Origin of the sequence: Serratia entomophila (assembly GCF_021462285.1) — a bacterium.
GTDB classification, from domain to species: Bacteria; Pseudomonadota; Gammaproteobacteria; order Enterobacterales; family Enterobacteriaceae; genus Serratia; species Serratia entomophila.
Map to the genome: position 1 here is coordinate 231367 of NZ_CP082787.1, position 23131 is coordinate 254497.

Consider the following 23131-nt stretch of genomic DNA (forward strand, 5'->3'; position numbering starts at 1 on the left):
GAGCGATTGAGAGGTTGAAACAATGATTGGTTTAGTCGGTAAAAAAGTGGGCATGACGCGTATCTTCACTGAAGATGGCGTTTCTATCCCAGTAACCGTGATTGAAATTGAAGCGAACCGCGTGACTCAGGTTAAAGACCTGGCTAACGACGGGTACCGTGCCATTCAGGTCACTACCGGTAGCAAAAAAGCTAACCGCGTGACCAAACCGGAAGCGGGCCATTTCGCTAAAGCTGGCGTTGAAGCTGGCCGTGGTCTGTGGGAATTCCGCCTTGAAGAAGGTCAAGAGTTCACTGCAGGTCAGGAAATTAGCGTAGAAATCTTCGCTGAAGTTAAAAAAGTCGATGTTACCGGTACTTCTAAAGGTAAAGGTTTTGCTGGCACTGTAAAGCGCTGGAACTTCCGTACCCAAGACGCTACCCACGGTAACTCCTTGTCTCACCGCGTTCCGGGTTCTATCGGTCAGAACCAGACTCCGGGCAAAGTGTTCAAAGGCAAGAAAATGGCTGGCCACCTGGGTGACGAGCGTGTAACCGTTCAAAGCCTGGACGTAGTACGTGTTGACGCTGAGCGCAACCTGCTGCTGGTTAAGGGTGCTGTACCGGGCGCAACCGGTGGCAACCTGATCGTTAAACCAGCTGTGAAGGCGTAAGGGGATAGCAATGGAATTAGTATTGAAAGACGCGCAAAGCGCGCTGACTGTTTCCGAAACTACCTTCGGTCGTGATTTCAACGAAGCGCTGGTACACCAGGTTGTTGTTGCTTATGCAGCAGGTGCCCGTCAAGGTACCCGTGCTCAGAAGACCCGTGCTGAAGTGACTGGTTCCGGCAAAAAGCCATGGCGTCAGAAAGGTACCGGCCGTGCGCGTTCAGGTTCTGTAAAGAGCCCGATCTGGCGTTCCGGTGGTGTGACCTTCGCTGCTAAGCCACAGGACCACAGTCAGAAAGTAAACAAAAAGATGTACCGCGGCGCGCTGAAAAGCATCCTGTCCGAACTGGTACGTCAAGATCGTCTGATCGTTGTCGAGAAGTTCTCTGTAGAAGCGCCTAAAACTAAGCTGCTGGCACAGAAACTGAAAGATATGGCGCTGGAAGACGTGCTGATCGTGACCGGTGAACTGGATGAGAATCTGTTCCTGGCAGCTCGCAACCTGTACAAGGTTGACGTGCGCGATGTAGCAGGTATCGATCCGGTTAGCCTGATCGCCTTCGACAAAGTGGTTATGACTGCTGATGCTGTGAAGCAAGTTGAGGAGATGCTGGCATGATCCGTGAAGAACGTTTGCTGAAAGTGCTGCGTGCACCGCACGTATCTGAAAAAGCATCCGCTGCGATGGAAAAAAGCAACACCATCGTTCTCAAAGTTGCCAAAGACGCGACCAAAGCAGAAATCAAAGCTGCAGTGCAGAAACTGTTTGAAGTCGAAGTCGAAGACGTGAACACCCTGGTAGTTAAAGGGAAAGTGAAACGTCACGGTCAGCGTGTTGGTCGTCGTAGCGACTGGAAAAAAGCTTACGTCACCCTGAAAGAAGGCCAGAATCTGGACTTCATCGGCGGCGCAGAGTAAGTCGGAGGAGTAAGAACAATGGCAATTGTTAAATGTAAACCTACATCTCCGGGTCGTCGCCACGTTGTTAAAGTGGTTAACCCTGAGCTGCACAAGGGTAAACCTTATGCCCCGCTGCTGGAAAAACTGAGCAAAAGCGGTGGTCGTAACAACAATGGCCGTATCACCACCCGTCATATCGGTGGTGGCCACAAGCAACATTATCGTCTGGTTGACTTCAAACGCAACAAAGACGGTATCCCTGCTGTGGTTGAGCGTCTGGAGTACGATCCGAACCGTTCCGCGAACATCGCGCTGGTTCTGTACAAAGACGGCGAACGCCGTTACATCCTGGCGCCGAAAGGCCTGAAAGCTGGTGACCAGATTCAATCTGGCGTTGATGCTGCAATCAAAGCGGGTAACACCCTGCCGATGCGCAACATCCCGGTTGGTTCAACGGTTCACAACGTAGAAATGAAACCAGGTAAAGGCGGCCAGATGGCTCGTTCAGCCGGTGCCTACGTTCAGATCGTTGCTCGTGATGGTTCCTACGTAACTCTGCGTCTGCGCTCCGGCGAAATGCGTAAAGTTCCAGTTGATTGCCGCGCCACCCTGGGTGAAGTCGGTAACGCTGAACATATGCTTCGCGTTCTGGGTAAAGCAGGTGCTGCACGTTGGCGTGGTGTTCGTCCTACCGTTCGCGGTACGGCGATGAACCCGGTAGATCACCCGCACGGTGGTGGTGAAGGTCGTAACTTTGGTAAGCACCCGGTAACCCCGTGGGGCGTTCAGACCAAAGGTAAGAAGACCCGTAGCAACAAGCGTACTGATAAGTTCATCGTACGTCGCCGTAGCAAAAAATAATTAGAGGATAAGCCATGCCACGTTCTCTCAAGAAAGGTCCTTTTATTGACCTGCACTTGCTGAAGAAGGTAGAGAAAGCGGTGGAAAGCGGTGACAAGAAGCCTTTGCGCACTTGGTCCCGTCGTTCAACGATCTTTCCTAACATGATCGGTTTGACCATCGCTGTCCATAATGGTCGTCAGCACGTACCAGTGTTCGTTTCCGATGAAATGGTCGGTCACAAACTGGGTGAATTCGCGCCGACTCGTACTTATCGCGGCCATGCGGCTGATAAAAAAGCTAAAAAGCGCTAAGGTAGGAGGAAGAGATGGAAACTATCGCTAAACATCGCCACGCTCGTTCTTCTGCTCAGAAGGTTCGCCTTGTTGCTGACCTGATTCGCGGTAAGAAAGTGTCGCAAGCTCTGGAAACTCTGACCTACACCAACAAGAAAGCTGCTGGTCTGGTTAAGAAAGTGCTGGAGTCTGCCATTGCTAACGCAGAACACAACGATGGCGCTGACATCGATGATCTGAAAGTTACGAAAATCTTCGTAGACGAAGGCCCAAGCATGAAGCGCATTATGCCGCGTGCAAAAGGTCGTGCAGATCGCATCCTGAAGCGCACCAGCCACATTACTGTGGTTGTGTCCGATCGCTGAGACTCTGGAGACTAGCAATGGGTCAGAAAGTACATCCTAATGGTATTCGCCTGGGTATTGTCAAACCTTGGAACTCTACTTGGTATGCGAATACCAAAGAATTCGCTGACAACCTGGACAGCGACTTTAAAGTTCGTCAATTCCTGACTAAGGAACTGGCGAAAGCTTCCGTTTCTCGCATCGTTATCGAGCGTCCTGCGAAGAGCATCCGTGTGACTATTCACACCGCTCGTCCAGGCATCGTTATCGGCAAGAAAGGCGAAGATGTCGAAAAACTGCGTAAGGTCGTAGCGGATATCGCTGGCGTTCCTGCACAGATTAACATCGCCGAAGTCCGTAAACCGGAACTCGACGCTAAATTGGTTGCTGACAGCATCACTTCCCAGCTGGAACGTCGCGTTATGTTCCGTCGTGCTATGAAGCGTGCTGTACAGAACGCAATGCGTCTTGGCGCTAAAGGTATCAAAGTTGAAGTAAGCGGCCGTCTTGGCGGTGCTGAAATCGCGCGTACCGAATGGTACCGTGAAGGTCGTGTTCCGTTGCACACTCTGCGTGCGGACATCGATTACAACACATCTGAAGCGCACACCACTTATGGTGTAATCGGCGTTAAGGTATGGATCTTCAAAGGTGAGATCCTGGGTGGTATGGCTGCAGTTGAACAACCGGAACCGGCTGCTCAACCTAAAAAGCAGCAGCGTAAAGGCCGCAAGTAAGGAGAGTCGCTGATGTTACAACCAAAGCGTACAAAATTCCGTAAGGTGCACAAGGGCCGCAACCGTGGTCTGGCGCAAGGTACGGATGTTAGCTTCGGCACTTTCGGTCTGAAAGCTGTTGGCCGTGGCCGTCTGACTGCTCGTCAAATCGAAGCAGCTCGTCGTGCAATGACTCGTGCAGTTAAGCGTCAAGGTAAGATCTGGATCCGTGTATTCCCGGACAAACCGATCACCGAGAAGCCGCTGGAAGTGCGTATGGGTAAAGGTAAGGGTAACGTGGAGTATTGGGTTGCCCTGATCCAGCCTGGTAAGGTCCTGTACGAAATGGACGGCGTGCCAGAAGAGGTTGCCCGCGAGGCATTCAAACTGGCAGCAGCGAAACTGCCGATCAAAACCACCTTTGTAACTAAGACGGTGATGTAATGAAAGCACAAGAGCTGCGTGAAAAAAGCGTTGAAGAGCTGAACACTGAGCTGCTCAACCTGCTGCGTGAGCAATTCAACTTGCGCATGCAGACAGCCAGTGGCCAACTGCAACAAACTCACCTGTTGAAACAAGTGCGTCGTGACGTCGCACGCGTTAAGACTTTACTGACTGAAAAGGCGGGTGTGTAAATGACTGATATTATCCGTACTCTGCAGGGTCGTGTTGTTAGTGACAAAATGGAGAAATCCCTGGTTGTTGCTATCGAGCGCACGGTGAAGCACCCGATCTACGGGAAATTCATCAAGCGTACGACCAAGCTGCACGTACATGACGAGAACAACGAATGTGGTATCGGCGACGTGGTGGAAATCCGCGAATGCCGCCCACTGTCCAAGACCAAGTCCTGGACGTTGGTTCGCGTTGTAGAGAAAGCGATTCTGTAATAGAGTAGCTGGCTCTCACTTAATAAACGGCTCAGAAAATGAGCCGTTTATTTTTTCTACCCATACTTTGGAAGCGGTGTTATAATGCTGCGCCCTCGGTTATGGGGCTTTTCAACGGCCTAAATTTTCTTAGGTCTTAAAGTAGTAGTTGACATTAGCGGAGCACTAAAATGATCCAAGAACAGACTATGCTGAACGTCGCCGACAACTCCGGTGCACGTCGCGTAATGTGTATCAAGGTTCTAGGTGGCTCGCACCGTCGCTACGCAGGCGTCGGCGACATCATCAAAATTACCATCAAGGAAGCAATTCCTCGCGGTAAGGTGAAGAAAGGCGATGTGCTGAAGGCGGTAGTGGTGCGCACCAAGAAGGGTGTACGTCGCCCGGACGGTTCTGTCATTCGCTTCGATGGTAATGCATGCGTTATTTTGAACAATAACAGCGAGCAGCCTATCGGTACGCGTATTTTTGGGCCGGTAACTCGTGAACTGCGTAATGAGAAGTTCATGAAAATTATCTCTCTGGCACCAGAAGTACTCTAAGGAGCGAACCATGGCAGCGAAAATCCGTCGTGATGACGAAGTTATCGTGCTTACCGGGAAAGACAAAGGTAAACGCGGTAAAGTAAAAAATGTCCTGTCTGCTGGCAAGGTCATTGTTGAAGGTATCAACCTGGTTAAGAAACATCAGAAGCCGGTTCCGGCCCTGAACCAACCAGGCGGCATTGTTGAAAAAGAAGCTGCAATTCAGGTTTCCAACATTGCTCTCTTCAACGCGGCTACCGGTAAGGCTGACCGTGTAGGCTTTAGATTCGAAGACGGCAAAAAAGTCCGTTTCTTCAAGTCTAACAGCGAAACTATCAAGTAATTTGGAGTAATACGATGGCGAAACTGCATGATTACTACAAAGACGAGGTAGTCAAACAACTGATGTCTCAGTTTGATTACAACTCTGTCATGCAAGTCCCTCGGGTCGAGAAGATCACCCTGAACATGGGTGTTGGTGAAGCGATCGCTGACAAGAAACTGCTGGATAACGCAGCAGCTGACCTGACAGCTATCTCCGGCCAAAAGCCGTTGATCACCAAAGCCCGCAAATCTGTTGCAGGCTTCAAAATCCGCCAGGGCTATCCGATCGGCTGTAAAGTAACTCTGCGTGGCGAACGCATGTGGGAGTTCTTTGAGCGTCTGATTTCCATTGCTGTTCCACGTATCCGTGACTTCCGTGGCCTGTCCGCTAAGTCATTCGATGGCCGTGGTAACTACAGCATGGGTGTGCGTGAGCAAATCATCTTCCCAGAAATCGACTACGACAAAGTCGATCGCGTTCGTGGTTTGGATATTACCATTACCACTACTGCGAAATCTGATGATGAAGGCCGCGCGCTGTTGGCTGCTTTTAACTTCCCGTTCCGCAAGTAAGGCAGGGTTACTGATGGCTAAGCAATCAATGAAAGCACGCGAAGTCAAGCGCGTGAAATTAGCTGACAAGTTCTTTGCAAAACGTACTGAACTGAAAGCTATTATCTCTGATGTGAACGCGTCCGACGAAGATCGTTGGAATGCCGTTCTCAAGCTGCAAACTCTGCCGCGTGATTCCAGCCCGTCTCGTCAGCGTAAACGCTGCCGCCAAACTGGCCGTCCACATGGTTATGTGGGCAAATTCGGGTTGAGCCGTATTAAGCTTCGTGAAGCCGCCATGCGCGGTGAAGTACCAGGCTTGAAAAAGGCTAGCTGGTAATTACCAATTGAATCACGGGAGTAAAGACAGATGAGCATGCAAGATCCGATCGCGGATATGCTGACCCGTATCCGTAACGGTCAAGCCGCGAACAAAGTTGCGGTCACCATGCCTTCCTCCAAGCTGAAAGTGGCAATTGCCAACGTGCTGAAGGAAGAAGGTTTTATTGAAGATTTCAAAATCGAAGGCGACGCCAAGCCTGTTCTGGAACTGGTACTGAAGTACTTCCAGGGCAAGGCAGTGGTAGAAAGCATTCAGCGTATCAGCCGTCCAGGTCTGCGCATCTATAAGAAAAAAGATGAGCTGCCAAAAGTTATGGCCGGTTTGGGTATCGCTGTTATTTCTACCTCTAAAGGTGTTATGACCGATCGTGCAGCTCGCCAGGCTGGTCTTGGTGGCGAGATTATCTGCTACGTAGCTTAATTCGGGAGGAAAGAATGTCTCGTGTTGCAAAAGCACCCGTCGTCATTCCTGCCGGCGTAGAGGTAAAACTCAACGGTCAGGTTATTTCGATTAAGGGTAAGAACGGCGAGCTGACTCGTACTGTCCATGACGCCGTTGAAGTGAAGCAAGAAGCTAACGCACTGACTTTCGCCCCGCGCGAAGGTTTTGCTAACGCCTGGGCCCAAGCGGGTACTACGCGCGCTCTGCTGAACGCAATGGTAATTGGTGTTACCGAAGGCTTCACTAAGAAGCTTCAACTGGTAGGTGTTGGTTATCGTGCTGCCGTAAAAGGCAACGTGGTGAATTTAGCCCTGGGCTTCTCTCACCCTGTCGATCACCAGCTGCCAGCAGGTATTACTGCTGAATGCCCAAGCCAAACTGAAATCGTGCTGAAAGGCGCTGATAAGCAAGTTATTGGCCAGGTTGCTGCAGATCTGCGTGCCTACCGCCGTCCTGAGCCTTACAAAGGCAAAGGTGTCCGTTACGCCGACGAAGTCGTGCGTACCAAAGAGGCTAAGAAGAAGTAAGGTAACACTATGGATAAGAAATCTGCTCGTATCCGTCGTGCGACCCGCGCACGCCGTAAGCTCAAAGAACTGGGTGCAACCCGCCTGGTGGTACATCGTACCCCGCGTCACATTTACGCACAGGTAATTGCTCCAAACGGTTCTGAAGTACTGGTAGCCGCTTCTACTTTAGAAAAAGCTATCACTGAGCAACTGAAGTATTCCGGTAACAAAGACGCAGCAGCAGCAGTGGGCAAAGCCCTGGCTGAGCGCGCGTTGGAAAAAGGGATTGCGAAAGTATCCTTTGACCGTTCCGGTTTCCAATATCATGGTCGAGTCCAGGCACTGGCAGATGCTGCCCGTGAAGCTGGCCTTCAGTTCTAAGGAAGAGGTTTAAGATGGCTCACATCGAAAAACAAGCTGGCGAACTGCAGGAAAAGCTGATCGCGGTAAACCGCGTATCCAAAACCGTAAAAGGTGGCCGTATTTTCAGCTTTACCGCACTGACTGTAGTTGGTGATGGTAACGGTCGCGTAGGTTTTGGCTACGGCAAAGCTCGCGAAGTTCCAGCAGCGATCCAGAAAGCGATGGAAAAAGCCCGTCGCAACATGATGAACGTCGCGCTGAACAGCGGCACCCTGCAGCACCCTGTTAAAGGTGCTCATACGGGTTCCCGTGTGTTCATGCAGCCGGCTTCCGAAGGTACCGGTATTATCGCCGGTGGTGCAATGCGCGCCGTCCTGGAAGTCGCTGGGGTGCACAACGTATTGGCTAAAGCTTATGGTTCCACCAACCCGATCAACGTGGTTCGTGCAACTATCGATGCTTTGGCAAATATGAAGTCCCCTGAAATGGTCGCTGCCAAGCGTGGTAAATCCGTTGCAGACATTCTGGGGTAATTGACCATGGCTAAGACTATCAAAGTAACACAAGTTCGCAGCTCCATTGGCCGTCTGCCGAAGCATAAAGCTACACTGCTCGGTCTGGGTCTGCGTCGTATTGGTCACACCGTAGAGCGCGAGGATACTCCTGCTGTTCGCGGTATGGTCAACCTGGTTTCCTACATGGTTAAAGTTGAGGAGTAACAGATGCGTTTAAATACTCTGTCTCCGGCTGAAGGTGCCAAGCATGCGCCGAAGCGTGTAGGTCGTGGTATCGGTTCTGGCCTGGGTAAAACTGGCGGCCGTGGTCACAAAGGTCAGAACTCTCGTTCTGGCGGTGGCGTACGTCGCGGGTTTGAAGGTGGTCAGATGCCTTTATATCGTCGTTTGCCGAAATTCGGCTTCACCTCTCGCAAAGCTATGATCACGGCAGAAGTTCGTCTGTCTGAGCTGGCTCTGATTGAAGGCGACGTAATCGACCTGAACGCGCTGAAAGCCGCTAACGTAGTTGGTATCCAGATCGAATTCGTGAAAGTTATGCTTTCTGGCGAAATCGCTCGTCCGGTTACCCTGCGTGGTCTGCGTGTCACCAAAGGCGCTCGTGCTGCTATCGAAGCTGCTGGCGGTAAAATTGAGGAATAAGTAGCAGATGGCTAAGCAACCAGGATTAGATTTTCAAAGTGCTAAAGGCGGGCTCGGCGAGCTGAAGCGCAGACTTTTGTTTGTCATCGGCGCGCTGATTGTCTTCCGTATCGGCTCTTTTATTCCGATTCCTGGTATCGATGCCACTGTGCTTGCCAAATTGCTTGAGCAGCAGAGAGGCACTATCATTGAAATGTTTAACATGTTCTCTGGTGGTGCCCTCAGCCGTGCTTCTATCTTTGCGCTGGGTATCATGCCGTATATTTCGGCATCGATTATTATCCAGCTGTTAACGGTGGTTCATCCAGCGTTGGCAGAAATCAAGAAAGAAGGGGAGGCTGGCCGTCGCAAGATTAGCCAGTACACCCGTTACGGTACGCTGGTATTGGCCATATTCCAGTCGATCGGTATTGCTACCGGTCTGCCGAATATGCCTGGTATGCAGGGCCTGGTGTTAAACCCAGGCTTTGCATTCTACTTTACTGCGGTTGTGAGCCTGGTGACCGGGACAATGTTCCTGATGTGGCTGGGTGAGCAGATTACTGAACGTGGTATCGGCAACGGTATCTCGATCATTATCTTCGCGGGTATCGTAGCGGGACTTCCGCCGGCAGTGGCCCATACTATCGAGCAAGCCCGGCAAGGCGACCTGCACTTCCTCCTGTTGCTGTTGGTTGCAGTATTGGTGTTTGCAGTAACCTTCTTCGTTGTTTTCATCGAACGTGGTCAACGTCGTATCGTCGTTAACTATGCGAAACGTCAACAAGGTCGTCGTGTTTACGCTGCACAGAGCACACACTTACCGTTGAAAGTGAATATGGCAGGGGTTATCCCGGCAATCTTCGCTTCCAGCATTATTCTGTTCCCTGCCACGATTGCATCATGGTTTGGGGGCGGTACCGGTTGGAACTGGCTGACAACGATTTCGCTGTATTTGCAGCCAGGGCAACCGCTTTATGTGTTACTCTATGCGTCTGCAATCATCTTCTTCTGTTTCTTCTACACGGCGTTGGTTTTCAACCCGCGTGAGACAGCAGATAACCTGAAGAAGTCCGGTGCCTTCGTACCAGGAATTCGTCCGGGAGAGCAAACGGCGAAGTACATCGATAAAGTAATGACGCGTTTAACCCTGGTGGGCGCGATGTACATTACTTTCATCTGCCTGATCCCGGAGTTCATGCGTGATGCAATGAAAGTACCATTCTACTTTGGTGGTACCTCGCTACTGATCGTGGTTGTCGTCATCATGGACTTTATGGCTCAAGTGCAAACTCTGATGATGTCAAGTCAGTACGAGTCTGCATTGAAGAAAGCAAATCTGAAAGGCTATAACCGCTAGTCAGATTCGTTTGAGAAGTTACGGAGAGTAAAAATGAAAGTTCGTGCTTCCGTCAAGAAATTATGTCGTAACTGCAAAATCGTTAAGCGTAACGGTGTCGTTCGTGTGATTTGCAGCGCCGAGCCGAAGCATAAACAGCGTCAAGGCTGATTATCTCGCATATTTTTCTTGCAAAGTTGGGTTGAGCTGGCTAGATTAGCCAGCCAATCTTTTGTATGTAGCTGCAACATTATTTGAGTATCCTGAAAACGGGCTTTTCAGAATGGTGTTGCTGTATAAAATAGTAGGAGTGCATAGTGGCCCGTATAGCAGGCATTAACATTCCTGATCATAAACATACCGTTATCGCCTTAACCGCGATCTTCGGCATCGGTAAAACTCGTTCACAGTCTATCTGTGCATCTACGGGTATTGCTGAAAATGTTAAGATCAGTGAGCTGTCTGAAGAGCAAATTGAACAGCTGCGTGAAGCAGTCGCCAAATTCACCGTAGAAGGTGATTTGCGTCGTGAAGTTACCCTGAGCATCAAGCGTCTGATGGATCTTGGTACATATCGTGGTTTGCGCCATCGTCGTGGTCTGCCGGTTCGCGGTCAGCGTACTAAGACCAACGCACGTACCCGTAAGGGTCCGCGTAAACCGATCAAGAAATAATCGGGGTGATTGAATAATGGCAAAGGCACCTGTTCGTACACGCAAGCGTGTAAGAAAGCAAGTCTCTGACGGCGTGGCTCATATCCATGCTTCTTTCAACAACACCATTGTTACTATTACCGATCGTCAGGGTAATGCTTTGGGTTGGGCAACTGCCGGTGGTTCCGGTTTCCGTGGTTCTCGTAAGTCAACTCCGTTTGCAGCTCAGGTTGCAGCCGAACGTTGTGCTGACGCAGTAAAAGAATACGGTATCAAGAACCTGGAAGTTATGGTTAAAGGACCTGGTCCTGGTCGTGAGTCTACTATCCGCGCTCTGAACGCGGCTGGTTTCCGCATCACTAACATTACTGATGTGACTCCGATCCCTCATAACGGTTGTCGTCCGCCGAAAAAGCGCCGCGTATAACGCCGCTGCTTTTCGGATTGTTGGAGAAAGAAAATGGCAAGATATTTGGGTCCTAAGCTCAAGCTTAGCCGCCGTGAGGGCACAGACCTGTTCCTGAAGTCTGGCGTTCGCGCGATCGATTCAAAATGCAAAATTGAGCAACCGCCTGGTCAACACGGTGCGCGTAAACCGCGTCTGTCTGACTATGGTGTACAGTTACGTGAAAAGCAGAAAGTTCGCCGTATGTACGGTGTTCTGGAGCGTCAATTCCGTAACTATTACAAAGAAGCAGCACGCCTGAAGGGCAACACCGGTGCAAACCTGTTGCAACTGCTGGAAGGTCGTCTGGACAACGTTGTTTACCGTATGGGCTTCGGCGCTACTCGTGCAGAGTCACGTCAGCTGGTTAGCCACAAAGCAATTATGGTAAACGGTCGCGTTGTTAACATCGCTTCTTATCAGGTATCTCCGAATGACGTAGTCAGCATCCGCGAGAAAGCTAAAAAGCAGTCTCGTGTTAAAGCTTCTCTGGAGCTGGCTGAGCAGCGTGAAAAGCCGACTTGGCTGGAAGTTGATGCTGCTAAGATGGAAGGCGTGTTCAAGCGTATGCCTGAACGTACCGATCTGTCTGCGGACATTAACGAACACCTGATCGTCGAGCTTTACTCCAAGTAAAGCTTAGTACCAAAGAGAGGACACAATGCAGGGTTCTGTGACAGAGTTTCTAAAACCGCGCCTGGTAGATATCGAGCAAGTCAGTTCGACGCACGCCAAGGTGACCCTTGAGCCTTTAGAGCGTGGCTTTGGCCATACTCTTGGCAACGCACTGCGCCGTATTCTGCTTTCATCTATGCCGGGTTGCGCGGTGACCGAGGTTGAGATTGATGGTGTACTGCATGAGTACAGCACCAAAGAAGGCGTACAGGAAGATATCCTGGAGATCCTGCTCAACCTGAAAGGGCTGGCGGTGAGAGTTCAAGGCAAAGACGAAGTTATTCTTACCCTGAATAAATCTGGCATTGGCCCTGTGACCGCTGCCGACATCACCCATGATGGTGATGTCGAAATCGTCAAGCCTCAGCACGTGATCTGCCACCTGACCGATGAAAACGCTGCTATCAGCATGCGTATCAAAGTTCAGCGCGGTCGTGGTTATGTGCCGGCTTCTGCCCGAATTCATTCGGAAGAAGATGAGCGCCCGATCGGTCGTCTGTTGGTTGACGCCTGCTATAGCCCTGTAGAGCGTATTGCCTACAATGTTGAAGCAGCGCGTGTAGAACAGCGTACTGACCTGGACAAGCTGGTAATCGAGATGGAAACCAATGGCACGATCGATCCTGAAGAGGCGATCCGCCGTGCGGCTACCATTCTGGCCGAACAACTTGAAGCATTCGTTGACCTGCGTGATGTGCGTCAACCGGAAGTTAAAGAAGAGAAACCAGAATTCGATCCGATCCTGCTGCGCCCTGTTGACGATCTGGAATTGACTGTCCGCTCTGCTAACTGCCTCAAGGCAGAAGCTATCCACTACATCGGTGATCTGGTACAGCGTACCGAGGTTGAGTTGCTGAAAACGCCGAACCTGGGTAAAAAATCTCTTACCGAGATTAAAGACGTGCTGGCCTCACGTGGTCTGTCTCTGGGCATGCGCCTGGAAAACTGGCCGCCGGCAAGCATTGCTGACGAGTAACCGGATCACAGGTTAAGGTTTTACTGAGAAGGATAAGGTCATGCGCCATCGTAAGAGTGGTCGTCAACTGAACCGTAACAGCAGCCATCGCCAGGCTATGTTCCGTAACATGGCCGGCTCTTTGGTTCGTCATGAAATCATCAAGACGACCCTGCCAAAAGCGAAAGAGCTGCGTCGCGTTGTTGAGCCGCTGATTACTCTTGCCAAGACCGACAGCGTAGCTAATCGTCGTCTGGCATTCGCCCGTACTCGTGATAACGAGATCGTGGCAAAACTGTTTAACGAGCTGGGCCCGCGTTTCGCGAGCCGTGCCGGTGGTTACACTCGCATTCTGAAGTGTGGCTTCCGCGCAGGCGACAACGCGCCGATGGCATACATCGAGCTGGTTGATCGTGCTGAGTCTCAAGCAGAAGTGGCAACTGCAGAGTAATCTGTAGACGCGTAAAGAAACCGGGCTTGCCCGGTTTTTTTACGTCCAAAGCCGGCCAAATGTGCTCTCTTTCCCCGCTGGTCTTAAGTTCCCCCTCCCTATCCGCTATGCTATCCCTGTTAATCAGGCTAACTGAGGCTTTATGCCATGTGGTTACTCGATCAGTGGGCGGAACGCCATATTCTCGATGCCCAGGAAAAAGGCGAGTTTGACGATCTGCCGGGCCAGGGGCAGCCGCTGGCGCTGGATGACGACAGCGCGGTGCCGGCAGAATTGCGCAGCGGGTTTCGCCTGCTGAAGAATGCCGGCTATTTGCCGCCGGAGCTGGAAGCGCGCAAAGAGGCGTTAACCCTGGCGAGACTGCTGCAGGAGATTGGCAGCCAGCATGCGGACTATGCCGAGCTCAGCAAACGCATGGCGCTGTTGGAGCACCGCTTGCGTCAGGCGGGAATGAGTACCGATTTCCTGTATGGCGACTATCAGCATGCGTTGGGCGGTAAATTTACCCGGGAGGAAAAGTGATGTTCAAAATAGGCCAGTTGGCCAGGCTCGCGGACGTAACGCCGGACACGGTGCGTTACTACGAAAAGCAGGGCATGATGGATCACAACGTTCGCACCGAGGGGGGGTATCGGCTGTATAGCGATCAGGACCTGCAGCGCCTGCGGTTTATCCGCTATGCGAAACAGCTGGGCTTCACGCTGGAAACGATCGCCGAGCTGTTGTCGATCCGCGTCGATCCTGAACATCATACCTGCCAGGAGTCGAAGTCGATTGTCGACGCTCGTTTGAAGGATGTTGAAAATAAGCTGGCTGAGCTGACCCGCATGCGTGAATCCTTGAAACGCCTGAGCGACGCCTGTTGCGGCACCGCCCACACCAGCAACTACTGCTCTATTCTGGAAGCGCTGGAACAGGGCGCCAGCGATGAGAAGTGCAAGAAAGGCTGCTGATGGAGCTTTAATTTTTATCCCGCCGGCAGTATTATCGGTTCGTTTTATAACCTCAATTTTAATCGGAGATTTATCATGACAAAATACCGTCATACCAAAGGCCAGATCCAGGATAACGCCATCGAGGCGCTGCTGCATGATCCGTTATTCCGTCAGCGGGTGGAAAAAAACGTTAAAGGCAAGGGCAGCTACCGGCGTAAAGACAAACACGCAAAAGGCGGTAACTGGGAGGCCAGTGGTAAAGTATCAGGCGATGATTTACCACTGGCCTTCTGGTTTTAAAGCATTAAAAAAGCCATCTTTATAAGATGGCTTTTTATTTGGCTGGCCTAATCTGTTTTACAGTTTTGGCTGTTGCTGTTGGCTCAGCAAATCACGAATTTCGGTCAGCAGCTTCTCTTCTGCAGTTGGCGCCGGCGGGGCTGCGGGTTCTTCTTCCTGCTTGCGACGCACCTTGTTCATTAATTTAATTGCCAGGAAAATCGCGAAGGCAACAATTACGAAATCAAAAATGGTCTGAATGAATGAACCGTAGTTCATTACTACTGCAGGAACCGCGCCCTGAGCTTCGCGTAATACCAGGTGGAATTGTTTGAAGTCAACGCCGCCGATCAATAACCCCAGCGGTGGCATGATGATGTCCGCAACGAAAGAAGATACGATCTTACCGAACGCTGCACCAATAATCACACCCACTGCCAGATCAACCACGTTGCCACGCATGGCAAATTCGCGGAACTCTTTCATCATACTCATAGAACGCACCCCTTGCAGAATTAATAACTCAAGTTTAACAAAGCAATTTCCCTTTGCCACAAAAGGAGAGAAAAGTTTTATCTCTTTCTAAGGCCGGGAACAACCTCGCAATTATAGACCATCCACCACTGCATTTGTTCTACAAGAAGAATGGGCTTGGCTGGAACAGCCGTTCTACATCAGGCACAAATTTCTTGTCAGTGATAAACATGATGACGTGATCGCCCTGTTCAATTTTGCTGTTGCCGTTGGCGATAATAACGTCGTCGCCGCGCACAATGGCGCCAATGGTGGTACCCGGCGGCAGTTTGATGTCTTCGACTATGCGGCCCACAACTTTTGAGGTGCTTTCGTCACCGTGAGCGATAGCTTCGATAGCTTCGGCCACGCCGCGGCGCAGTGAGGAAACGCTGACGATATCCGCCTTGCGCACGTGGCCCAACAGCGCGGAAATCGTTGCCTGTTGTGGCGAAATAGCGATATCGATGACGCTGCCCTGTACCAGGTCGACATAGGCGCGGCGCTGGATCAGCACCATCACTTTCTTGGCGCCCATGCGCTTGGCCAGCATCGCCGACATAATGTTGGCTTCGTCGTCATTGGTGATGGCGATAAACACGTCCACCTGTTCGACGTGCTCTTCCGCCAGCAGTTCCTGATCGGATGCGTCGCCATAGAACACGATGGTGTCGTGAAGCTGTTCGGCCAGTTCGGCAGCGCGCTGCTGATTACGCTCAATCAGCTTCACGTTGTAAGATTTCTCCAATCGCTGGGCCAGCCCGGCGCCGACGTTGCCGCCGCCGACGATCATGATGCGCTTATAGGGTTTCTCCAACCGCTGCAGCTCACTCATCACCGCACGGATATGCTGAGAGGCAGCGACAAAGAACACTTCATCGCCGGCTTCGATAATGGTTGAGCCCTGCGGACGAATAGGCCGATCCTGGCGGAAAATAGCGGCGACGCGGGTATCGATATGCGGCATATGCTCGCGCATTGAGGACAGTGCGTTGCCGACCAGCGGGCCGCCGTAGTAGGCCTTCACCGCGGCGATGCTGACCTTGCCTTCGGCAAAGTTCACCACCTGCAGCGCGCCGGGGTATTCGATTAGCTTGTAGATGTAATCGATAACCAGCTGCTCTGGGGAGATCAGGTGGTCAATCGGCACCGCTTCCGGCTGGAACAGCTTCTCAGACTCGCGGATATATTCCGGCGCGCGGATACGGGCGATGCGGTTTGGGGTATTGAACAGAGAATAGGCAATCTGACAGGCGACCATATTGGTTTCGTCAGAGTTGGTGACGGCGACCAGCATGTCGGCGTCTTCTGCACCGGCTTCGCGCAGCACGCGCGGGTGCGAGCCGTGCCCCTGAACCACCCGCAGGTCGAATTTGTCCTGCAGCTGCCGCAGGCGGCCGGAGTCGGTATCCACCACGGTGATATCGTTATTTTCGCCCACCAGGTTTTCCGCCAGCGTGCCGCCAACCTGACCTGCACCAAGAATAATTATTTTCATTTGGTTCTCTGCTTCACACCGAAAGACCCAGGGCGCGGGAGCACGCCCTGAAGCATTACATTTTAATCAGCTTAGCGTAAAAGAAGCCATCGCCATCCTCGGGATGAGGGAGGTTCTGCCGGGCCGGCTCAACCAGCCTGGCGTCGGCATGGCTTTGCAGGAAGGCGGCAATCTGCTCGCTGTTCTCTTCAGGCAGTATTGAACAGGTCGCGTAAACCATCACGCCGCCGGATTTCAGATGCGGCCACACCGCCTGCAGGATTTCCGCCTGCAGGGCGGCAAGTTCGGCGATGTCGCGATCGCGGCGCAGCCACTTGATGTCGGGGTGGCGGCGGATCACGCCGGTGGCCGAGCAGGGGGCATCCAGCAGAATGCGGTCGAACTGTTTATCTCCGCACCACTGTTGCGGCGTGCGGCCATCGCCCAGTTTGACTTCGGCATGCAGACGCAGGCGCTGCAGGTTTTCTTTGACCCGCGCCAATCGCTGTTCGTCGATATCGACGGCCATTACGTGCGCCTTGGGCGCAGCTTCCAGAATATGGGTGGTTTTGCCGCCCGGCGCCGCACACAAATCGAGGATCTGTTCGCCGTCTTGCGGCTCCAGCAGGGAGACGCAGCCCTGCGCCGAGGCATCTTGCACGGTAACCCAGCCATCGGCAAAGCCCGGCAGGCTGGTCACGGCGCACGGCGCCAGCAGGCGCAGCGCGTCAGCATACTCGGCGTGCGGTTCTGCGGCGATGCCGGCCTGGGCCATCAGCTGCAGGTAGGCATCGCGGGTGTGATGCAGACGGTTGACGCGCAGCCACATCGGTGGCTTTTGGTTATTGGCGTCGATAATCTGTTCCCACTGCGCAGGGTAAGCTTGCTGAATGCGTTTCAACAGCCAGCTTGGGTGCAGGTAGCGGCTGTCATTATTGGCGGCACGCTGCAGCAGCTCTTCCTGTTGGCGCTGGAACTGGCGCAATACGCCATTGATCAACCCTTTTAGCTGCGGCCGCTTCAGCGCGACGGCGCCTTCCACGGTTTCAGCCAGCACCGCGTGCGGCGGAATGCGCGTATACAGCAGCTGATACAGGCCAACCATCAGCAAATAGTGCAGCGGGCGCTGTTTGCCGGTCATCGGCTTGGCCATCAGCTGTTGAATGCACCACTCGAGCTGTGGCAGCACGCGCAGGGTGCCGAAACACAGCTCCTGCAGCAGCGCGCGATCCTTGTCGCTGATGGTGTTTTGCAGTGCCGGCAGGACAGTGCTGAGCGACTGGCCCTGATCCAGCACCTGGCCGATGGCTTTGGCAGCGTGGCTTCGGAGATTGTAATTGTTTTTCATAGGCTAAAGCTGATAACTATCGGCATTAAGAAAGAAACAGCCCGGCGTTTGACGGCCGGGCGGTGTGGGGGTTTACAGCCGATTGCCCGGGGTAAACCATTCTCGACGTGAATTCAGCAAATCCTGCGCCGACATCGGTTTTTTGCCCGCCGGCTGCAGCTGTGTCAGGTTGAGAACGCCATCGGCGGTCGCCACCTGAATGCCGTGCTTGTCGGCGTGCACTACGGTGCCTGGTTCGGCGTCGGCGGTTACCGCCAACACCTTGGCCTGCCACACCTTCACCGGCTGATCGTCGATGACGAAGTAGCTGACCGGCCAGGGATTAAAGGCGCGAATGCAGCGCTCCAGTTGCGCAGCGGACAGGCTCCAGTCCAGGCGTGCCTCTTCCTTGCTCAGTTTCTCGGCGTAGGTCACCAGCGATTCGTCCTGCACTTCACGGGTGGCGCTGCCGTCTGCCATTTGCCGCAGCGTGGTCAGCAGCCCCTGCGGGCCGAGCTGCGCCAGCTTGTCGTACAGGCTGGCGCTGGTGTCGTCAGCAGCAATCGGACAAGCGATCTTGTGCATCATATCGCCGGTATCCAGCCCCACATCCATCTGCATGATGGTGACGCCGGTTTCGCCGTCGCCGGCCCAAAGTGAGCGCTGGATCGGCGCCGCGCCGCGCCAACGCGGCAGCAGAGAGCCGTGCACGTTAATACAGCCCAGGCGCGGCATGTCCAACACCGCTTTCGGCAGGATCAGGCCATAGGCCACCACCACCATTACGTCGGCGTTAAGCTCGGCAACCAGCCGCTGATTCTCTTCCGGCCGCAATGATTTGGGCTGAAATACCGGCAGCTGATGCTGCTCCGCCAGTACTTTGACCGGGCTTGGCGTCAGCTTGTTGCCGCGGCCGGCCGGCCGATCGGGTTGGGTGAATACGCCGACAATCTGGTGCCCAGATGACAACAGCGCGTCAAGATGACGCGCTGCGAAGTCTGGCGTTCCGGCGAAAATAATCCGTAAGGAGTCAGACACGTTGATTTCCTGATCGATTAGGCGCGGGCGTTAAGCTTGGCCATTTTTTCCAGTTTCTGACGGATACGCTGGCGCTTGAGCGGCGACAGGTAATCGACGAACAGCTTGCCGACCAGGTGATCCATCTCGTGTTGGATGCAGATCGCCAACAGGTCGTCCGCTTCCAGCTCGAAAGGTTTGCCGTCGCGATCCAGCGCGCGGATCTTCACGTTGGCGGCGCGTGGCACCAGAGCGCGCTGCTCGGGAATGGAAAGGCAGCCTTCTTCGATGCCGGTTTCGCCGCTTTTTTCCAGCAGCTCCGGGTTGATCAGCACCAGGCGCTGATCGCGGTTCTCGGAAACGTCAATCACGATAATGCGCTGATGGATATCCACCTGAGTCGCAGCCAGGCCAATGCCTTCCTCTGCGTACATGGTTTCAAACATATCATCCACGATGCGCTGGATATCTGCATTGACTTCTTTTACCGGCGCTGCGACTTTGCGCAGCCGGTCGTCTGGGAAATGTAATACCTGCAAGACTGACATATATCTTTAGATCTGTATCCGAGTGATGAAGAAGGTTTAGCTTCTATTCTAGACATTTCCCAGCCTGATTGACAGCATTGCGCACCAATTGCTCGAATTGGTAATACCACCGCTTTTTGCGAGGGAAAGGTGATGCAGCCAGAAGAAATCGGCATACGAATGCGTGGGGTGGAGGGGCTGGATACGGCGGCAGCCAGCCGGATGATACGGCAGCTGGCGGCGGCCGGCGCCGTGTCTGGCGCGTTGCTGCGGGAGCTGGGCCTGAATGGCCGGCAATGCGCTCAGTTTCAGCAGGCGGATCCGCGTTACCTGGCCGCTACGCTGCGTTGGCTGGAACAGGCGGGATGCCGGATGCTGACCTATGGCGAGGCCGGCTATCCCGAGCGGTTGAGCCATATCGACGATGCGCCGTTATGGTTATTGGTGCAGGGCAATCCGCAGGCGCTGCTGCAGCCGCAAATCGCCATGGTCGGCAGCCGCCAGTTCAGCCACTATGGCGAACGCTGGGCGCAGTATTTTGCCGGTGAGCTGACGCACTGCGGTTTTACCGTCACCAGCGGGCTGGCCATCGGCATCGACGGCATCTGCCACCGCGCCGCGCTGGCGGCCGAGGGTTGCACGGTGGCGGTGTTGGGCTGCGGGCTGGCCAACGTCTATCCGCGCCGGCACCGCCGCCTCGCCGAGCAGATTGTCGAACAGGGTGGCGCAGTCATTTCCGACCACCTGGTGACCGATCTGCCGTTGGCCGATCACTTTCCGCGGCGCAACCGCATTATCAGCGGCCTGAGCCTGGGGGTGCTGGTGATTGAGGCTTCGCTGCGCAGCGGCACCCTGATCACCGCCCGCTACGCATTGGAGCAGGGGCGTGAGGTGTTTGCGCTGCCGGGCCCGCTGGGCAGCCCGATGAGCGAAGGCACGCACTGGCTGATCCAGCAGGGCGCCTATCTGGTCACCGGCCCGAAAGACATCGCCGAACAGCTGGGCAGCGGCCTGAATTGGCTGCCGCTGGACGAAAATACAACTATTTGTGCGTCTGAGGCCGAAGTTGAATTGCCATTTGCCGATGTGTTGGCTAACGTAGGAGATGAGGTGACACCTGTTGACGTCGTCGCTGAACGTGCCGGCCAACCTGTGCCAGAGGTGGTAATCAAATTACTCGATCTGGAGTTAGCAGGGTGGATCGCAGCTGTACCCGGCGGCTATGTCCGAATAAGGAGGGCAGGCCATGTTCGACGTACTCATGTACTTGTTTGAAACTTATATCCACAATGAACCAGAGATGCGCGTCGATCAGGATCAGCTGACCGATGATCTCGCTCAGGCGGGGTTTCATCGGGATGATATCTACAACGCGTTGAATTGGCTTGAAAAACTTGCTGACCTGCAGGAAGGCGAAAATGCGCCTTACTTTATGGATGCCGATCCGCTGGCGATGCGGATCTACACCGAAGAGGAAGGCGTGCGTTTGGATGCCAGTTGCCGTGGTTTCCTCCTGTTCCTGGAGCAGATTCAGGTATTGAACCTCGAAACCCGTGAAATGGTTATCGATCGTGTTATGGCTTTGGATAACACGGAATTCGATCTCGAAGATCTGAAATGGGTAGTGTTGATGGTGCTGTTTAATATTCCCGGATATGAAAGCGCCTATCAGCAAATGGAAGAACTGTTGTTTGAAGTAAACGAAGGTTATCTGCACTGAGCGGGTAACATGCATAGAAGAAGTTATGACAAAAACAGCGATTTTTGCCACCAGGCAAAATGAACCCTGTCCGGAATGCGGGGCCGAGCTGGTGATCCGCAGTGGTCGCCACGGCCCCTTCCTCGGCTGTACCCGTTATCCTGAATGCCAGCATATCCGGCCGTTGAAAGCGCAGGCCGATGGCCATATCGTCAAGATGCTGGATGGCCAACAATGCCCGAAATGCCAGGCGACGTTGGCGCTGCGTCAGGGGCGCTACGGCATGTTCGTCGGTTGCAGCAATTATCCCGAGTGTGACCACACCGAAGCGATCGACAAACCGGACGAAACCAGCATCACCTGCCCGCAATGCGGCCAGGGTAAACTGCTGCAGCGCAAATCACGCTACGGCAAGGTGTTCCATTCCTGCGATCGTTATCCGGAATGTCAGTTCGCCCTTAATTCTAAACCCGTCGCCGGCGAGTGCGCTTACTGCCACTACCCGCTGCTGATGGAGAAGCGTACGGCAAAAGGCCCGACCCTTTGCTGTGCCAGTAAACTTTGCGGAAAACCCGTCGCAACCACAGAATAATCACACCATGACCTCAGAACTTACCTCCGCCTTCGCGTCTATCATTGGCGCTCTCAATAATCAGCAGGTTATCGCTTATCCTACCGAGGCCGTATTCGGCCTGGGATGCGATCCCGACAGCGAGCAGGCGGTCAATGCGCTGCTGGCCTTGAAACAGCGGCCGTGGGAGAAGGGGTTGATCCTGATCGCCGCCGACTATCAGCAATTGCTTCCATACATTGATGACAGCGCGCTGAACGAACCGCAGCGCGCAGCGATCTTTGCCAGCTGGCCAGGGCCGGTGACCTGGGTGATCCCTGCCCGGCCGGAAACGCCGCGTTTATTAACCGGGCGTTTTAGTTCGCTGGCGGTGCGTGTCAGCGATCATCCGTTGGTGCAGCAGCTGTGCAGACAATATGGCAAGCCATTGGTGTCGACCAGCGCCAATCTTAGCGGGCAGGAACCTTGCCGCAACGCAGATGAAGTGATGCAGCAGTTTGGTGCCGCGTTCCCGGTATTGGTCGGCAGCGTTGGCGGCCGTCTTAACCCTTCAGAAATCAGAGATGCCCTGACAGGTGAGCAGATCCGCCAGGGGTAAACAGAGGTAATGTGCATGGAGAAGTTTGCGGTATTCGGCAACCCTATCGGCCACAGCAAATCACCGCGGATTCATGCGCTGTTTGCCGCTCAAACCGGGATTGAACATCCTTATGGCGCCGTGCTGGCGCCGTTGGACGGTTTTGAAACCCGCCTGCAGGCGTTTATCGCTGCTGGTGGCCAGGGCGCGAACGTAACGGTTCCCTTTAAGGAACGCGCCTATGCAGCGGCATCCGAGCTCAGTGAGCGAGCCTCGCTGGCCGGCGCGGTGAATACGCTGAAAGTATTGCCGCAGGGCGGTTTGCTGGGGGATAACACCGACGGCATCGGCCTGTTGACCGATCTTGAACGCCAGCATTTGGTCCGGCCGCAGGATCGTATTTTGCTGGTGGGCGCCGGCGGCGCGGCGCGCGGCGTGATTTTGCCGCTATTGTCTTTTGGCTGTGAGTTGACGATCGCCAACCGGACGTTCAGCCGGGCGCAGGATCTGGCTCAGGCATTCAGCCATCTTGGCGAGATCTCGGCATTGCCGTTGGATCAGCTTGGGCAACGATCGTTTGATCTGGTGATCAACGCTACCGCCTCCGGCATTAACGGTGAAATCCCCGCGTTGCCGAACGGCGTGGTGAATCGCCATACCCGTTGCTACGACATGTTCTATCAACGAGGGCTAACGCCATTCCTGGCCTGGGCGCAACAGCAGGGTGCAACCGACTATGCCGACGGTTTGGGGATGCTGGTGGGGCAGGCGGCCCATGCGTTTCTGCTTTGGCATGGCGTAATGCCGGAAATTGAACCGGTACTGCGTCAGCTGCGCAGCGAACTGGCGGCATAAAGAGGCCCG

At 53.7% G+C, this 23131-nt stretch carries 40 protein-coding genes; 35 read left to right on the plus strand and 5 right to left on the minus strand.

What is annotated here, in order from left to right; translation table 11 throughout:
- Positions 1-22 precede the first annotated feature (22 nt).
- The 30 genes from rplC (at position 23) to KHA73_RS01150 (ending at position 14580) form a co-directional block, all read left to right on the plus strand.
- Positions 23-652: a 50S ribosomal protein L3 gene (gene rplC, locus KHA73_RS01005; RefSeq protein ID WP_234587546.1), complete on the plus strand. Its 630-nt coding sequence runs from the start codon at positions 23-25 to the stop codon at positions 650-652.
- A 10-nt stretch (positions 653-662) separates the two neighbouring features.
- A complete protein-coding gene (gene rplD / locus KHA73_RS01010; protein WP_004929779.1) occupies positions 663-1268 on the plus strand; it encodes a 50S ribosomal protein L4 in 606 nt (201 codons plus the stop codon).
- Positions 1265-1567, plus strand: a complete 303-nt coding sequence (gene rplW / locus KHA73_RS01015; RefSeq protein WP_004951179.1) for a 50S ribosomal protein L23 — start codon at positions 1265-1267, stop codon at positions 1565-1567. Before rplD ends, rplW begins: the two co-directional genes overlap by 4 nt.
- A gap of 18 nt (positions 1568-1585) precedes the next feature.
- Positions 1586-2410: a 50S ribosomal protein L2 gene (gene rplB, locus KHA73_RS01020; RefSeq protein WP_073534774.1), complete on the plus strand. Its 825-nt coding sequence runs from the start codon at positions 1586-1588 to the stop codon at positions 2408-2410.
- 14 nt (positions 2411-2424) lie between these two features.
- On the plus strand, positions 2425-2703 hold the full coding sequence (gene rpsS / locus KHA73_RS01025) for a 30S ribosomal protein S19 (protein WP_004929772.1): 279 nt from the start codon (positions 2425-2427) through the stop codon (positions 2701-2703).
- A gap of 14 nt (positions 2704-2717) precedes the next feature.
- Positions 2718-3050: a 50S ribosomal protein L22 gene (rplV, locus tag KHA73_RS01030; RefSeq protein WP_002223844.1), complete on the plus strand. Its 333-nt coding sequence runs from the start codon at positions 2718-2720 to the stop codon at positions 3048-3050.
- Between the two features lie 17 nt (positions 3051-3067).
- Positions 3068-3766, plus strand: a complete 699-nt coding sequence (gene rpsC / locus KHA73_RS01035) for a 30S ribosomal protein S3 (RefSeq protein ID WP_004956187.1) — start codon at positions 3068-3070, stop codon at positions 3764-3766.
- Between the two features lie 12 nt (positions 3767-3778).
- The gene (gene rplP, locus KHA73_RS01040) at positions 3779-4189 is read left to right on the plus strand and encodes a 50S ribosomal protein L16 (RefSeq protein ID WP_004929764.1); all 411 of its coding nucleotides are present in this window, start codon (positions 3779-3781) and stop codon (positions 4187-4189) included.
- Positions 4189-4380: a 50S ribosomal protein L29 gene (gene rpmC / locus KHA73_RS01045; RefSeq protein WP_234587547.1), complete on the plus strand. Its 192-nt coding sequence runs from the start codon at positions 4189-4191 to the stop codon at positions 4378-4380. Before rplP ends, rpmC begins: the two co-directional genes overlap by 1 nt.
- Entirely contained in the window at positions 4381-4635 is a 255-nt protein-coding gene (gene rpsQ, locus KHA73_RS01050) for a 30S ribosomal protein S17 (protein WP_234587549.1), read from the plus strand.
- 170 nt (positions 4636-4805) lie between these two features.
- Complete coding sequence (gene rplN / locus KHA73_RS01055; protein WP_000613954.1) at positions 4806-5177, plus strand: 50S ribosomal protein L14; 372 nt, start codon at positions 4806-4808, stop codon at positions 5175-5177.
- A gap of 10 nt (positions 5178-5187) precedes the next feature.
- Positions 5188-5502: a 50S ribosomal protein L24 gene (gene rplX, locus KHA73_RS01060; protein WP_061800463.1), complete on the plus strand. Its 315-nt coding sequence runs from the start codon at positions 5188-5190 to the stop codon at positions 5500-5502.
- A gap of 14 nt (positions 5503-5516) precedes the next feature.
- Positions 5517-6056, plus strand: a complete 540-nt coding sequence (gene rplE / locus KHA73_RS01065; RefSeq protein ID WP_061800465.1) for a 50S ribosomal protein L5 — start codon at positions 5517-5519, stop codon at positions 6054-6056.
- Positions 6057-6069: 13 nt separating this feature from the next.
- On the plus strand, positions 6070-6375 hold the full coding sequence (gene rpsN, locus KHA73_RS01070; RefSeq protein WP_234587550.1) for a 30S ribosomal protein S14: 306 nt from the start codon (positions 6070-6072) through the stop codon (positions 6373-6375).
- 30 nt (positions 6376-6405) lie between these two features.
- Complete coding sequence (gene rpsH, locus KHA73_RS01075) at positions 6406-6798, plus strand: 30S ribosomal protein S8 (RefSeq protein WP_137761959.1); 393 nt, start codon at positions 6406-6408, stop codon at positions 6796-6798.
- Positions 6799-6812: 14 nt separating this feature from the next.
- Positions 6813-7346, plus strand: a complete 534-nt coding sequence (rplF, locus tag KHA73_RS01080) for a 50S ribosomal protein L6 (RefSeq protein WP_234587552.1) — start codon at positions 6813-6815, stop codon at positions 7344-7346.
- Between the two features lie 9 nt (positions 7347-7355).
- Positions 7356-7709, plus strand: coding sequence for a 50S ribosomal protein L18 (rplR, locus tag KHA73_RS01085; RefSeq protein ID WP_021182221.1), 354 nt, complete (start codon positions 7356-7358; stop codon positions 7707-7709).
- 14 nt (positions 7710-7723) lie between these two features.
- Positions 7724-8224 (plus strand): 30S ribosomal protein S5, encoded by a 501-nt coding sequence (gene rpsE, locus KHA73_RS01090; protein WP_004956164.1) that lies wholly within the window; start codon positions 7724-7726, stop codon positions 8222-8224.
- 6 nt (positions 8225-8230) lie between these two features.
- On the plus strand, positions 8231-8410 hold the full coding sequence (gene rpmD / locus KHA73_RS01095) for a 50S ribosomal protein L30 (protein ID WP_073970395.1): 180 nt from the start codon (positions 8231-8233) through the stop codon (positions 8408-8410).
- A 3-nt stretch (positions 8411-8413) separates the two neighbouring features.
- Positions 8414-8848 (plus strand): 50S ribosomal protein L15, encoded by a 435-nt coding sequence (gene rplO, locus KHA73_RS01100; RefSeq protein ID WP_061800470.1) that lies wholly within the window; start codon positions 8414-8416, stop codon positions 8846-8848.
- Positions 8849-8855: 7 nt separating this feature from the next.
- Entirely contained in the window at positions 8856-10187 is a 1332-nt protein-coding gene (gene secY, locus KHA73_RS01105; RefSeq protein WP_004929740.1) for a preprotein translocase subunit SecY, read from the plus strand.
- Between the two features lie 33 nt (positions 10188-10220).
- Positions 10221-10337 (plus strand): 50S ribosomal protein L36, encoded by a 117-nt coding sequence (gene rpmJ / locus KHA73_RS01110; protein WP_002227352.1) that lies wholly within the window; start codon positions 10221-10223, stop codon positions 10335-10337.
- 146 nt (positions 10338-10483) lie between these two features.
- Complete coding sequence (gene rpsM, locus KHA73_RS01115) at positions 10484-10840, plus strand: 30S ribosomal protein S13 (RefSeq protein ID WP_061800472.1); 357 nt, start codon at positions 10484-10486, stop codon at positions 10838-10840.
- A gap of 16 nt (positions 10841-10856) precedes the next feature.
- Positions 10857-11246 carry a 30S ribosomal protein S11 gene (rpsK, locus tag KHA73_RS01120; protein WP_004929731.1) on the plus strand — a complete coding sequence of 130 codons (390 nt, stop codon included), beginning with the start codon at positions 10857-10859 and terminating at the stop codon, positions 11244-11246.
- A gap of 33 nt (positions 11247-11279) precedes the next feature.
- Positions 11280-11900 (plus strand): 30S ribosomal protein S4, encoded by a 621-nt coding sequence (gene rpsD / locus KHA73_RS01125; RefSeq protein ID WP_061800475.1) that lies wholly within the window; start codon positions 11280-11282, stop codon positions 11898-11900.
- A gap of 25 nt (positions 11901-11925) precedes the next feature.
- A complete protein-coding gene (locus KHA73_RS01130) occupies positions 11926-12915 on the plus strand; it encodes a DNA-directed RNA polymerase subunit alpha (protein ID WP_002919219.1) in 990 nt (329 codons plus the stop codon).
- A 40-nt stretch (positions 12916-12955) separates the two neighbouring features.
- A complete protein-coding gene (gene rplQ / locus KHA73_RS01135; protein WP_004929726.1) occupies positions 12956-13345 on the plus strand; it encodes a 50S ribosomal protein L17 in 390 nt (129 codons plus the stop codon).
- 147 nt (positions 13346-13492) lie between these two features.
- Entirely contained in the window at positions 13493-13867 is a 375-nt protein-coding gene (locus KHA73_RS01140; protein ID WP_234587554.1) for a DnaJ family domain-containing protein, read from the plus strand.
- A complete protein-coding gene (gene zntR / locus KHA73_RS01145; protein WP_234587556.1) occupies positions 13867-14298 on the plus strand; it encodes a Zn(2+)-responsive transcriptional regulator in 432 nt (143 codons plus the stop codon). The genes KHA73_RS01140 and zntR overlap by 1 nt, the downstream gene beginning before the upstream one ends.
- Positions 14299-14373: 75 nt before the next feature.
- Complete coding sequence (locus KHA73_RS01150; RefSeq protein WP_234587558.1) at positions 14374-14580, plus strand: alternative ribosome-rescue factor A; 207 nt, start codon at positions 14374-14376, stop codon at positions 14578-14580.
- A 57-nt stretch (positions 14581-14637) separates the two neighbouring features.
- Here the strand turns inward: KHA73_RS01150 and mscL are convergent, their stop codons facing one another.
- The 5 genes from mscL to def form a co-directional block, all read right to left on the minus strand.
- Positions 14638-15054, minus strand: coding sequence for a large-conductance mechanosensitive channel protein MscL (gene mscL, locus KHA73_RS01155; RefSeq protein ID WP_174355450.1), 417 nt, complete (start codon positions 15052-15054; stop codon positions 14638-14640).
- Positions 15055-15193: 139 nt separating this feature from the next.
- On the minus strand, positions 15194-16570 hold the full coding sequence (gene trkA, locus KHA73_RS01160) for a Trk system potassium transporter TrkA (RefSeq protein ID WP_061800485.1): 1377 nt from the start codon (positions 16568-16570) through the stop codon (positions 15194-15196).
- A gap of 55 nt (positions 16571-16625) precedes the next feature.
- Positions 16626-17897 carry a 16S rRNA (cytosine(967)-C(5))-methyltransferase RsmB gene (gene rsmB, locus KHA73_RS01165; protein ID WP_234587560.1) on the minus strand — a complete coding sequence of 424 codons (1272 nt, stop codon included), beginning with the start codon at positions 17895-17897 and terminating at the stop codon, positions 16626-16628.
- Positions 17898-17969: 72 nt separating this feature from the next.
- Positions 17970-18914 (minus strand): methionyl-tRNA formyltransferase, encoded by a 945-nt coding sequence (gene fmt / locus KHA73_RS01170; RefSeq protein WP_234587562.1) that lies wholly within the window; start codon positions 18912-18914, stop codon positions 17970-17972.
- Positions 18915-18931: 17 nt separating this feature from the next.
- Positions 18932-19441: a peptide deformylase gene (def, locus tag KHA73_RS01175; protein WP_061800488.1), complete on the minus strand. Its 510-nt coding sequence runs from the start codon at positions 19439-19441 to the stop codon at positions 18932-18934.
- Between the two features lie 132 nt (positions 19442-19573).
- On the opposite strand from def, the gene dprA reads away from it, so the two are divergent.
- The 5 genes from dprA to aroE are packed head-to-tail and all read left to right on the plus strand — an operon-like array spanning position 19574 to position 23122.
- Entirely contained in the window at positions 19574-20695 is a 1122-nt protein-coding gene (dprA, locus tag KHA73_RS01180; protein ID WP_234587563.1) for a DNA-protecting protein DprA, read from the plus strand.
- Positions 20667-21140, plus strand: a complete 474-nt coding sequence (gene smg / locus KHA73_RS01185; RefSeq protein WP_012147203.1) for a DUF494 family protein Smg — start codon at positions 20667-20669, stop codon at positions 21138-21140. The genes dprA and smg overlap by 29 nt, the downstream gene beginning before the upstream one ends.
- 25 nt (positions 21141-21165) lie before the next feature.
- Complete coding sequence (locus tag KHA73_RS01190; protein ID WP_234587565.1) at positions 21166-21711, plus strand: DNA topoisomerase family protein; 546 nt, start codon at positions 21166-21168, stop codon at positions 21709-21711.
- A 7-nt stretch (positions 21712-21718) separates the two neighbouring features.
- Positions 21719-22288 carry an L-threonylcarbamoyladenylate synthase type 1 TsaC gene (gene tsaC / locus KHA73_RS01195; protein WP_234587567.1) on the plus strand — a complete coding sequence of 190 codons (570 nt, stop codon included), beginning with the start codon at positions 21719-21721 and terminating at the stop codon, positions 22286-22288.
- A 15-nt stretch (positions 22289-22303) separates the two neighbouring features.
- The gene (gene aroE / locus KHA73_RS01200) at positions 22304-23122 is read left to right on the plus strand and encodes a shikimate dehydrogenase (RefSeq protein ID WP_234587568.1); all 819 of its coding nucleotides are present in this window, start codon (positions 22304-22306) and stop codon (positions 23120-23122) included.
- Positions 23123-23131 lie beyond the last annotated feature (9 nt).

What these genes read in the sequence shown, in the direction of transcription:
- rplC (WP_234587546.1), top strand. Translation starts at nt 23, where the DNA reads ATGATTGGTTTAGTCGGTAAAAAAGTGGGCATGACGCGTATCTTCACT.
- rplD (WP_004929779.1), top strand. Translation starts at nt 663, where the DNA reads ATGGAATTAGTATTGAAAGACGCGCAAAGCGCGCTGACTGTTTCCGAA.
- rplW (WP_004951179.1), top strand. Translation starts at nt 1,265, where the DNA reads ATGATCCGTGAAGAACGTTTGCTGAAAGTGCTGCGTGCACCGCACGTA.
- rplB (WP_073534774.1), top strand. Translation starts at nt 1,586, where the DNA reads ATGGCAATTGTTAAATGTAAACCTACATCTCCGGGTCGTCGCCACGTT.
- rpsS (WP_004929772.1), top strand. Translation starts at nt 2,425, where the DNA reads ATGCCACGTTCTCTCAAGAAAGGTCCTTTTATTGACCTGCACTTGCTG.
- rplV (WP_002223844.1), top strand. Translation starts at nt 2,718, where the DNA reads ATGGAAACTATCGCTAAACATCGCCACGCTCGTTCTTCTGCTCAGAAG.
- rpsC (WP_004956187.1), top strand. Translation starts at nt 3,068, where the DNA reads ATGGGTCAGAAAGTACATCCTAATGGTATTCGCCTGGGTATTGTCAAA.
- rplP (WP_004929764.1), top strand. Translation starts at nt 3,779, where the DNA reads ATGTTACAACCAAAGCGTACAAAATTCCGTAAGGTGCACAAGGGCCGC.
- rpmC (WP_234587547.1), top strand. Translation starts at nt 4,189, where the DNA reads ATGAAAGCACAAGAGCTGCGTGAAAAAAGCGTTGAAGAGCTGAACACT.
- rpsQ (WP_234587549.1), top strand. Translation starts at nt 4,381, where the DNA reads ATGACTGATATTATCCGTACTCTGCAGGGTCGTGTTGTTAGTGACAAA.
- rplN (WP_000613954.1), top strand. Translation starts at nt 4,806, where the DNA reads ATGATCCAAGAACAGACTATGCTGAACGTCGCCGACAACTCCGGTGCA.
- rplX (WP_061800463.1), top strand. Translation starts at nt 5,188, where the DNA reads ATGGCAGCGAAAATCCGTCGTGATGACGAAGTTATCGTGCTTACCGGG.
- rplE (WP_061800465.1), top strand. Translation starts at nt 5,517, where the DNA reads ATGGCGAAACTGCATGATTACTACAAAGACGAGGTAGTCAAACAACTG.
- rpsN (WP_234587550.1), top strand. Translation starts at nt 6,070, where the DNA reads ATGGCTAAGCAATCAATGAAAGCACGCGAAGTCAAGCGCGTGAAATTA.
- rpsH (WP_137761959.1), top strand. Translation starts at nt 6,406, where the DNA reads ATGAGCATGCAAGATCCGATCGCGGATATGCTGACCCGTATCCGTAAC.
- rplF (WP_234587552.1), top strand. Translation starts at nt 6,813, where the DNA reads ATGTCTCGTGTTGCAAAAGCACCCGTCGTCATTCCTGCCGGCGTAGAG.
- rplR (WP_021182221.1), top strand. Translation starts at nt 7,356, where the DNA reads ATGGATAAGAAATCTGCTCGTATCCGTCGTGCGACCCGCGCACGCCGT.
- rpsE (WP_004956164.1), top strand. Translation starts at nt 7,724, where the DNA reads ATGGCTCACATCGAAAAACAAGCTGGCGAACTGCAGGAAAAGCTGATC.
- rpmD (WP_073970395.1), top strand. Translation starts at nt 8,231, where the DNA reads ATGGCTAAGACTATCAAAGTAACACAAGTTCGCAGCTCCATTGGCCGT.
- rplO (WP_061800470.1), top strand. Translation starts at nt 8,414, where the DNA reads ATGCGTTTAAATACTCTGTCTCCGGCTGAAGGTGCCAAGCATGCGCCG.
- secY (WP_004929740.1), top strand. Translation starts at nt 8,856, where the DNA reads ATGGCTAAGCAACCAGGATTAGATTTTCAAAGTGCTAAAGGCGGGCTC.
- rpmJ (WP_002227352.1), top strand. Translation starts at nt 10,221, where the DNA reads ATGAAAGTTCGTGCTTCCGTCAAGAAATTATGTCGTAACTGCAAAATC.
- rpsK (WP_004929731.1), top strand. Translation starts at nt 10,857, where the DNA reads ATGGCAAAGGCACCTGTTCGTACACGCAAGCGTGTAAGAAAGCAAGTC.
- rpsD (WP_061800475.1), top strand. Translation starts at nt 11,280, where the DNA reads ATGGCAAGATATTTGGGTCCTAAGCTCAAGCTTAGCCGCCGTGAGGGC.
- KHA73_RS01130 (WP_002919219.1), top strand. Translation starts at nt 11,926, where the DNA reads ATGCAGGGTTCTGTGACAGAGTTTCTAAAACCGCGCCTGGTAGATATC.
- rplQ (WP_004929726.1), top strand. Translation starts at nt 12,956, where the DNA reads ATGCGCCATCGTAAGAGTGGTCGTCAACTGAACCGTAACAGCAGCCAT.
- KHA73_RS01140 (WP_234587554.1), top strand. Translation starts at nt 13,493, where the DNA reads ATGTGGTTACTCGATCAGTGGGCGGAACGCCATATTCTCGATGCCCAG.
- zntR (WP_234587556.1), top strand. Translation starts at nt 13,867, where the DNA reads ATGTTCAAAATAGGCCAGTTGGCCAGGCTCGCGGACGTAACGCCGGAC.
- KHA73_RS01150 (WP_234587558.1), top strand. Translation starts at nt 14,374, where the DNA reads ATGACAAAATACCGTCATACCAAAGGCCAGATCCAGGATAACGCCATC.
- mscL (WP_174355450.1), bottom strand. Translation starts at nt 15,054, where the DNA reads ATGAGTATGATGAAAGAGTTCCGCGAATTTGCCATGCGTGGCAACGTG.
- trkA (WP_061800485.1), bottom strand. Translation starts at nt 16,570, where the DNA reads ATGAAAATAATTATTCTTGGTGCAGGTCAGGTTGGCGGCACGCTGGCG.
- rsmB (WP_234587560.1), bottom strand. Translation starts at nt 17,897, where the DNA reads ATGAAAAACAATTACAATCTCCGAAGCCACGCTGCCAAAGCCATCGGC.
- def (WP_061800488.1), bottom strand. Translation starts at nt 19,441, where the DNA reads ATGTCAGTCTTGCAGGTATTACATTTCCCAGACGACCGGCTGCGCAAA.
- dprA (WP_234587563.1), top strand. Translation starts at nt 19,574, where the DNA reads ATGCAGCCAGAAGAAATCGGCATACGAATGCGTGGGGTGGAGGGGCTG.
- smg (WP_012147203.1), top strand. Translation starts at nt 20,667, where the DNA reads ATGTTCGACGTACTCATGTACTTGTTTGAAACTTATATCCACAATGAA.
- KHA73_RS01190 (WP_234587565.1), top strand. Translation starts at nt 21,166, where the DNA reads ATGACAAAAACAGCGATTTTTGCCACCAGGCAAAATGAACCCTGTCCG.
- tsaC (WP_234587567.1), top strand. Translation starts at nt 21,719, where the DNA reads ATGACCTCAGAACTTACCTCCGCCTTCGCGTCTATCATTGGCGCTCTC.
- aroE (WP_234587568.1), top strand. Translation starts at nt 22,304, where the DNA reads ATGGAGAAGTTTGCGGTATTCGGCAACCCTATCGGCCACAGCAAATCA.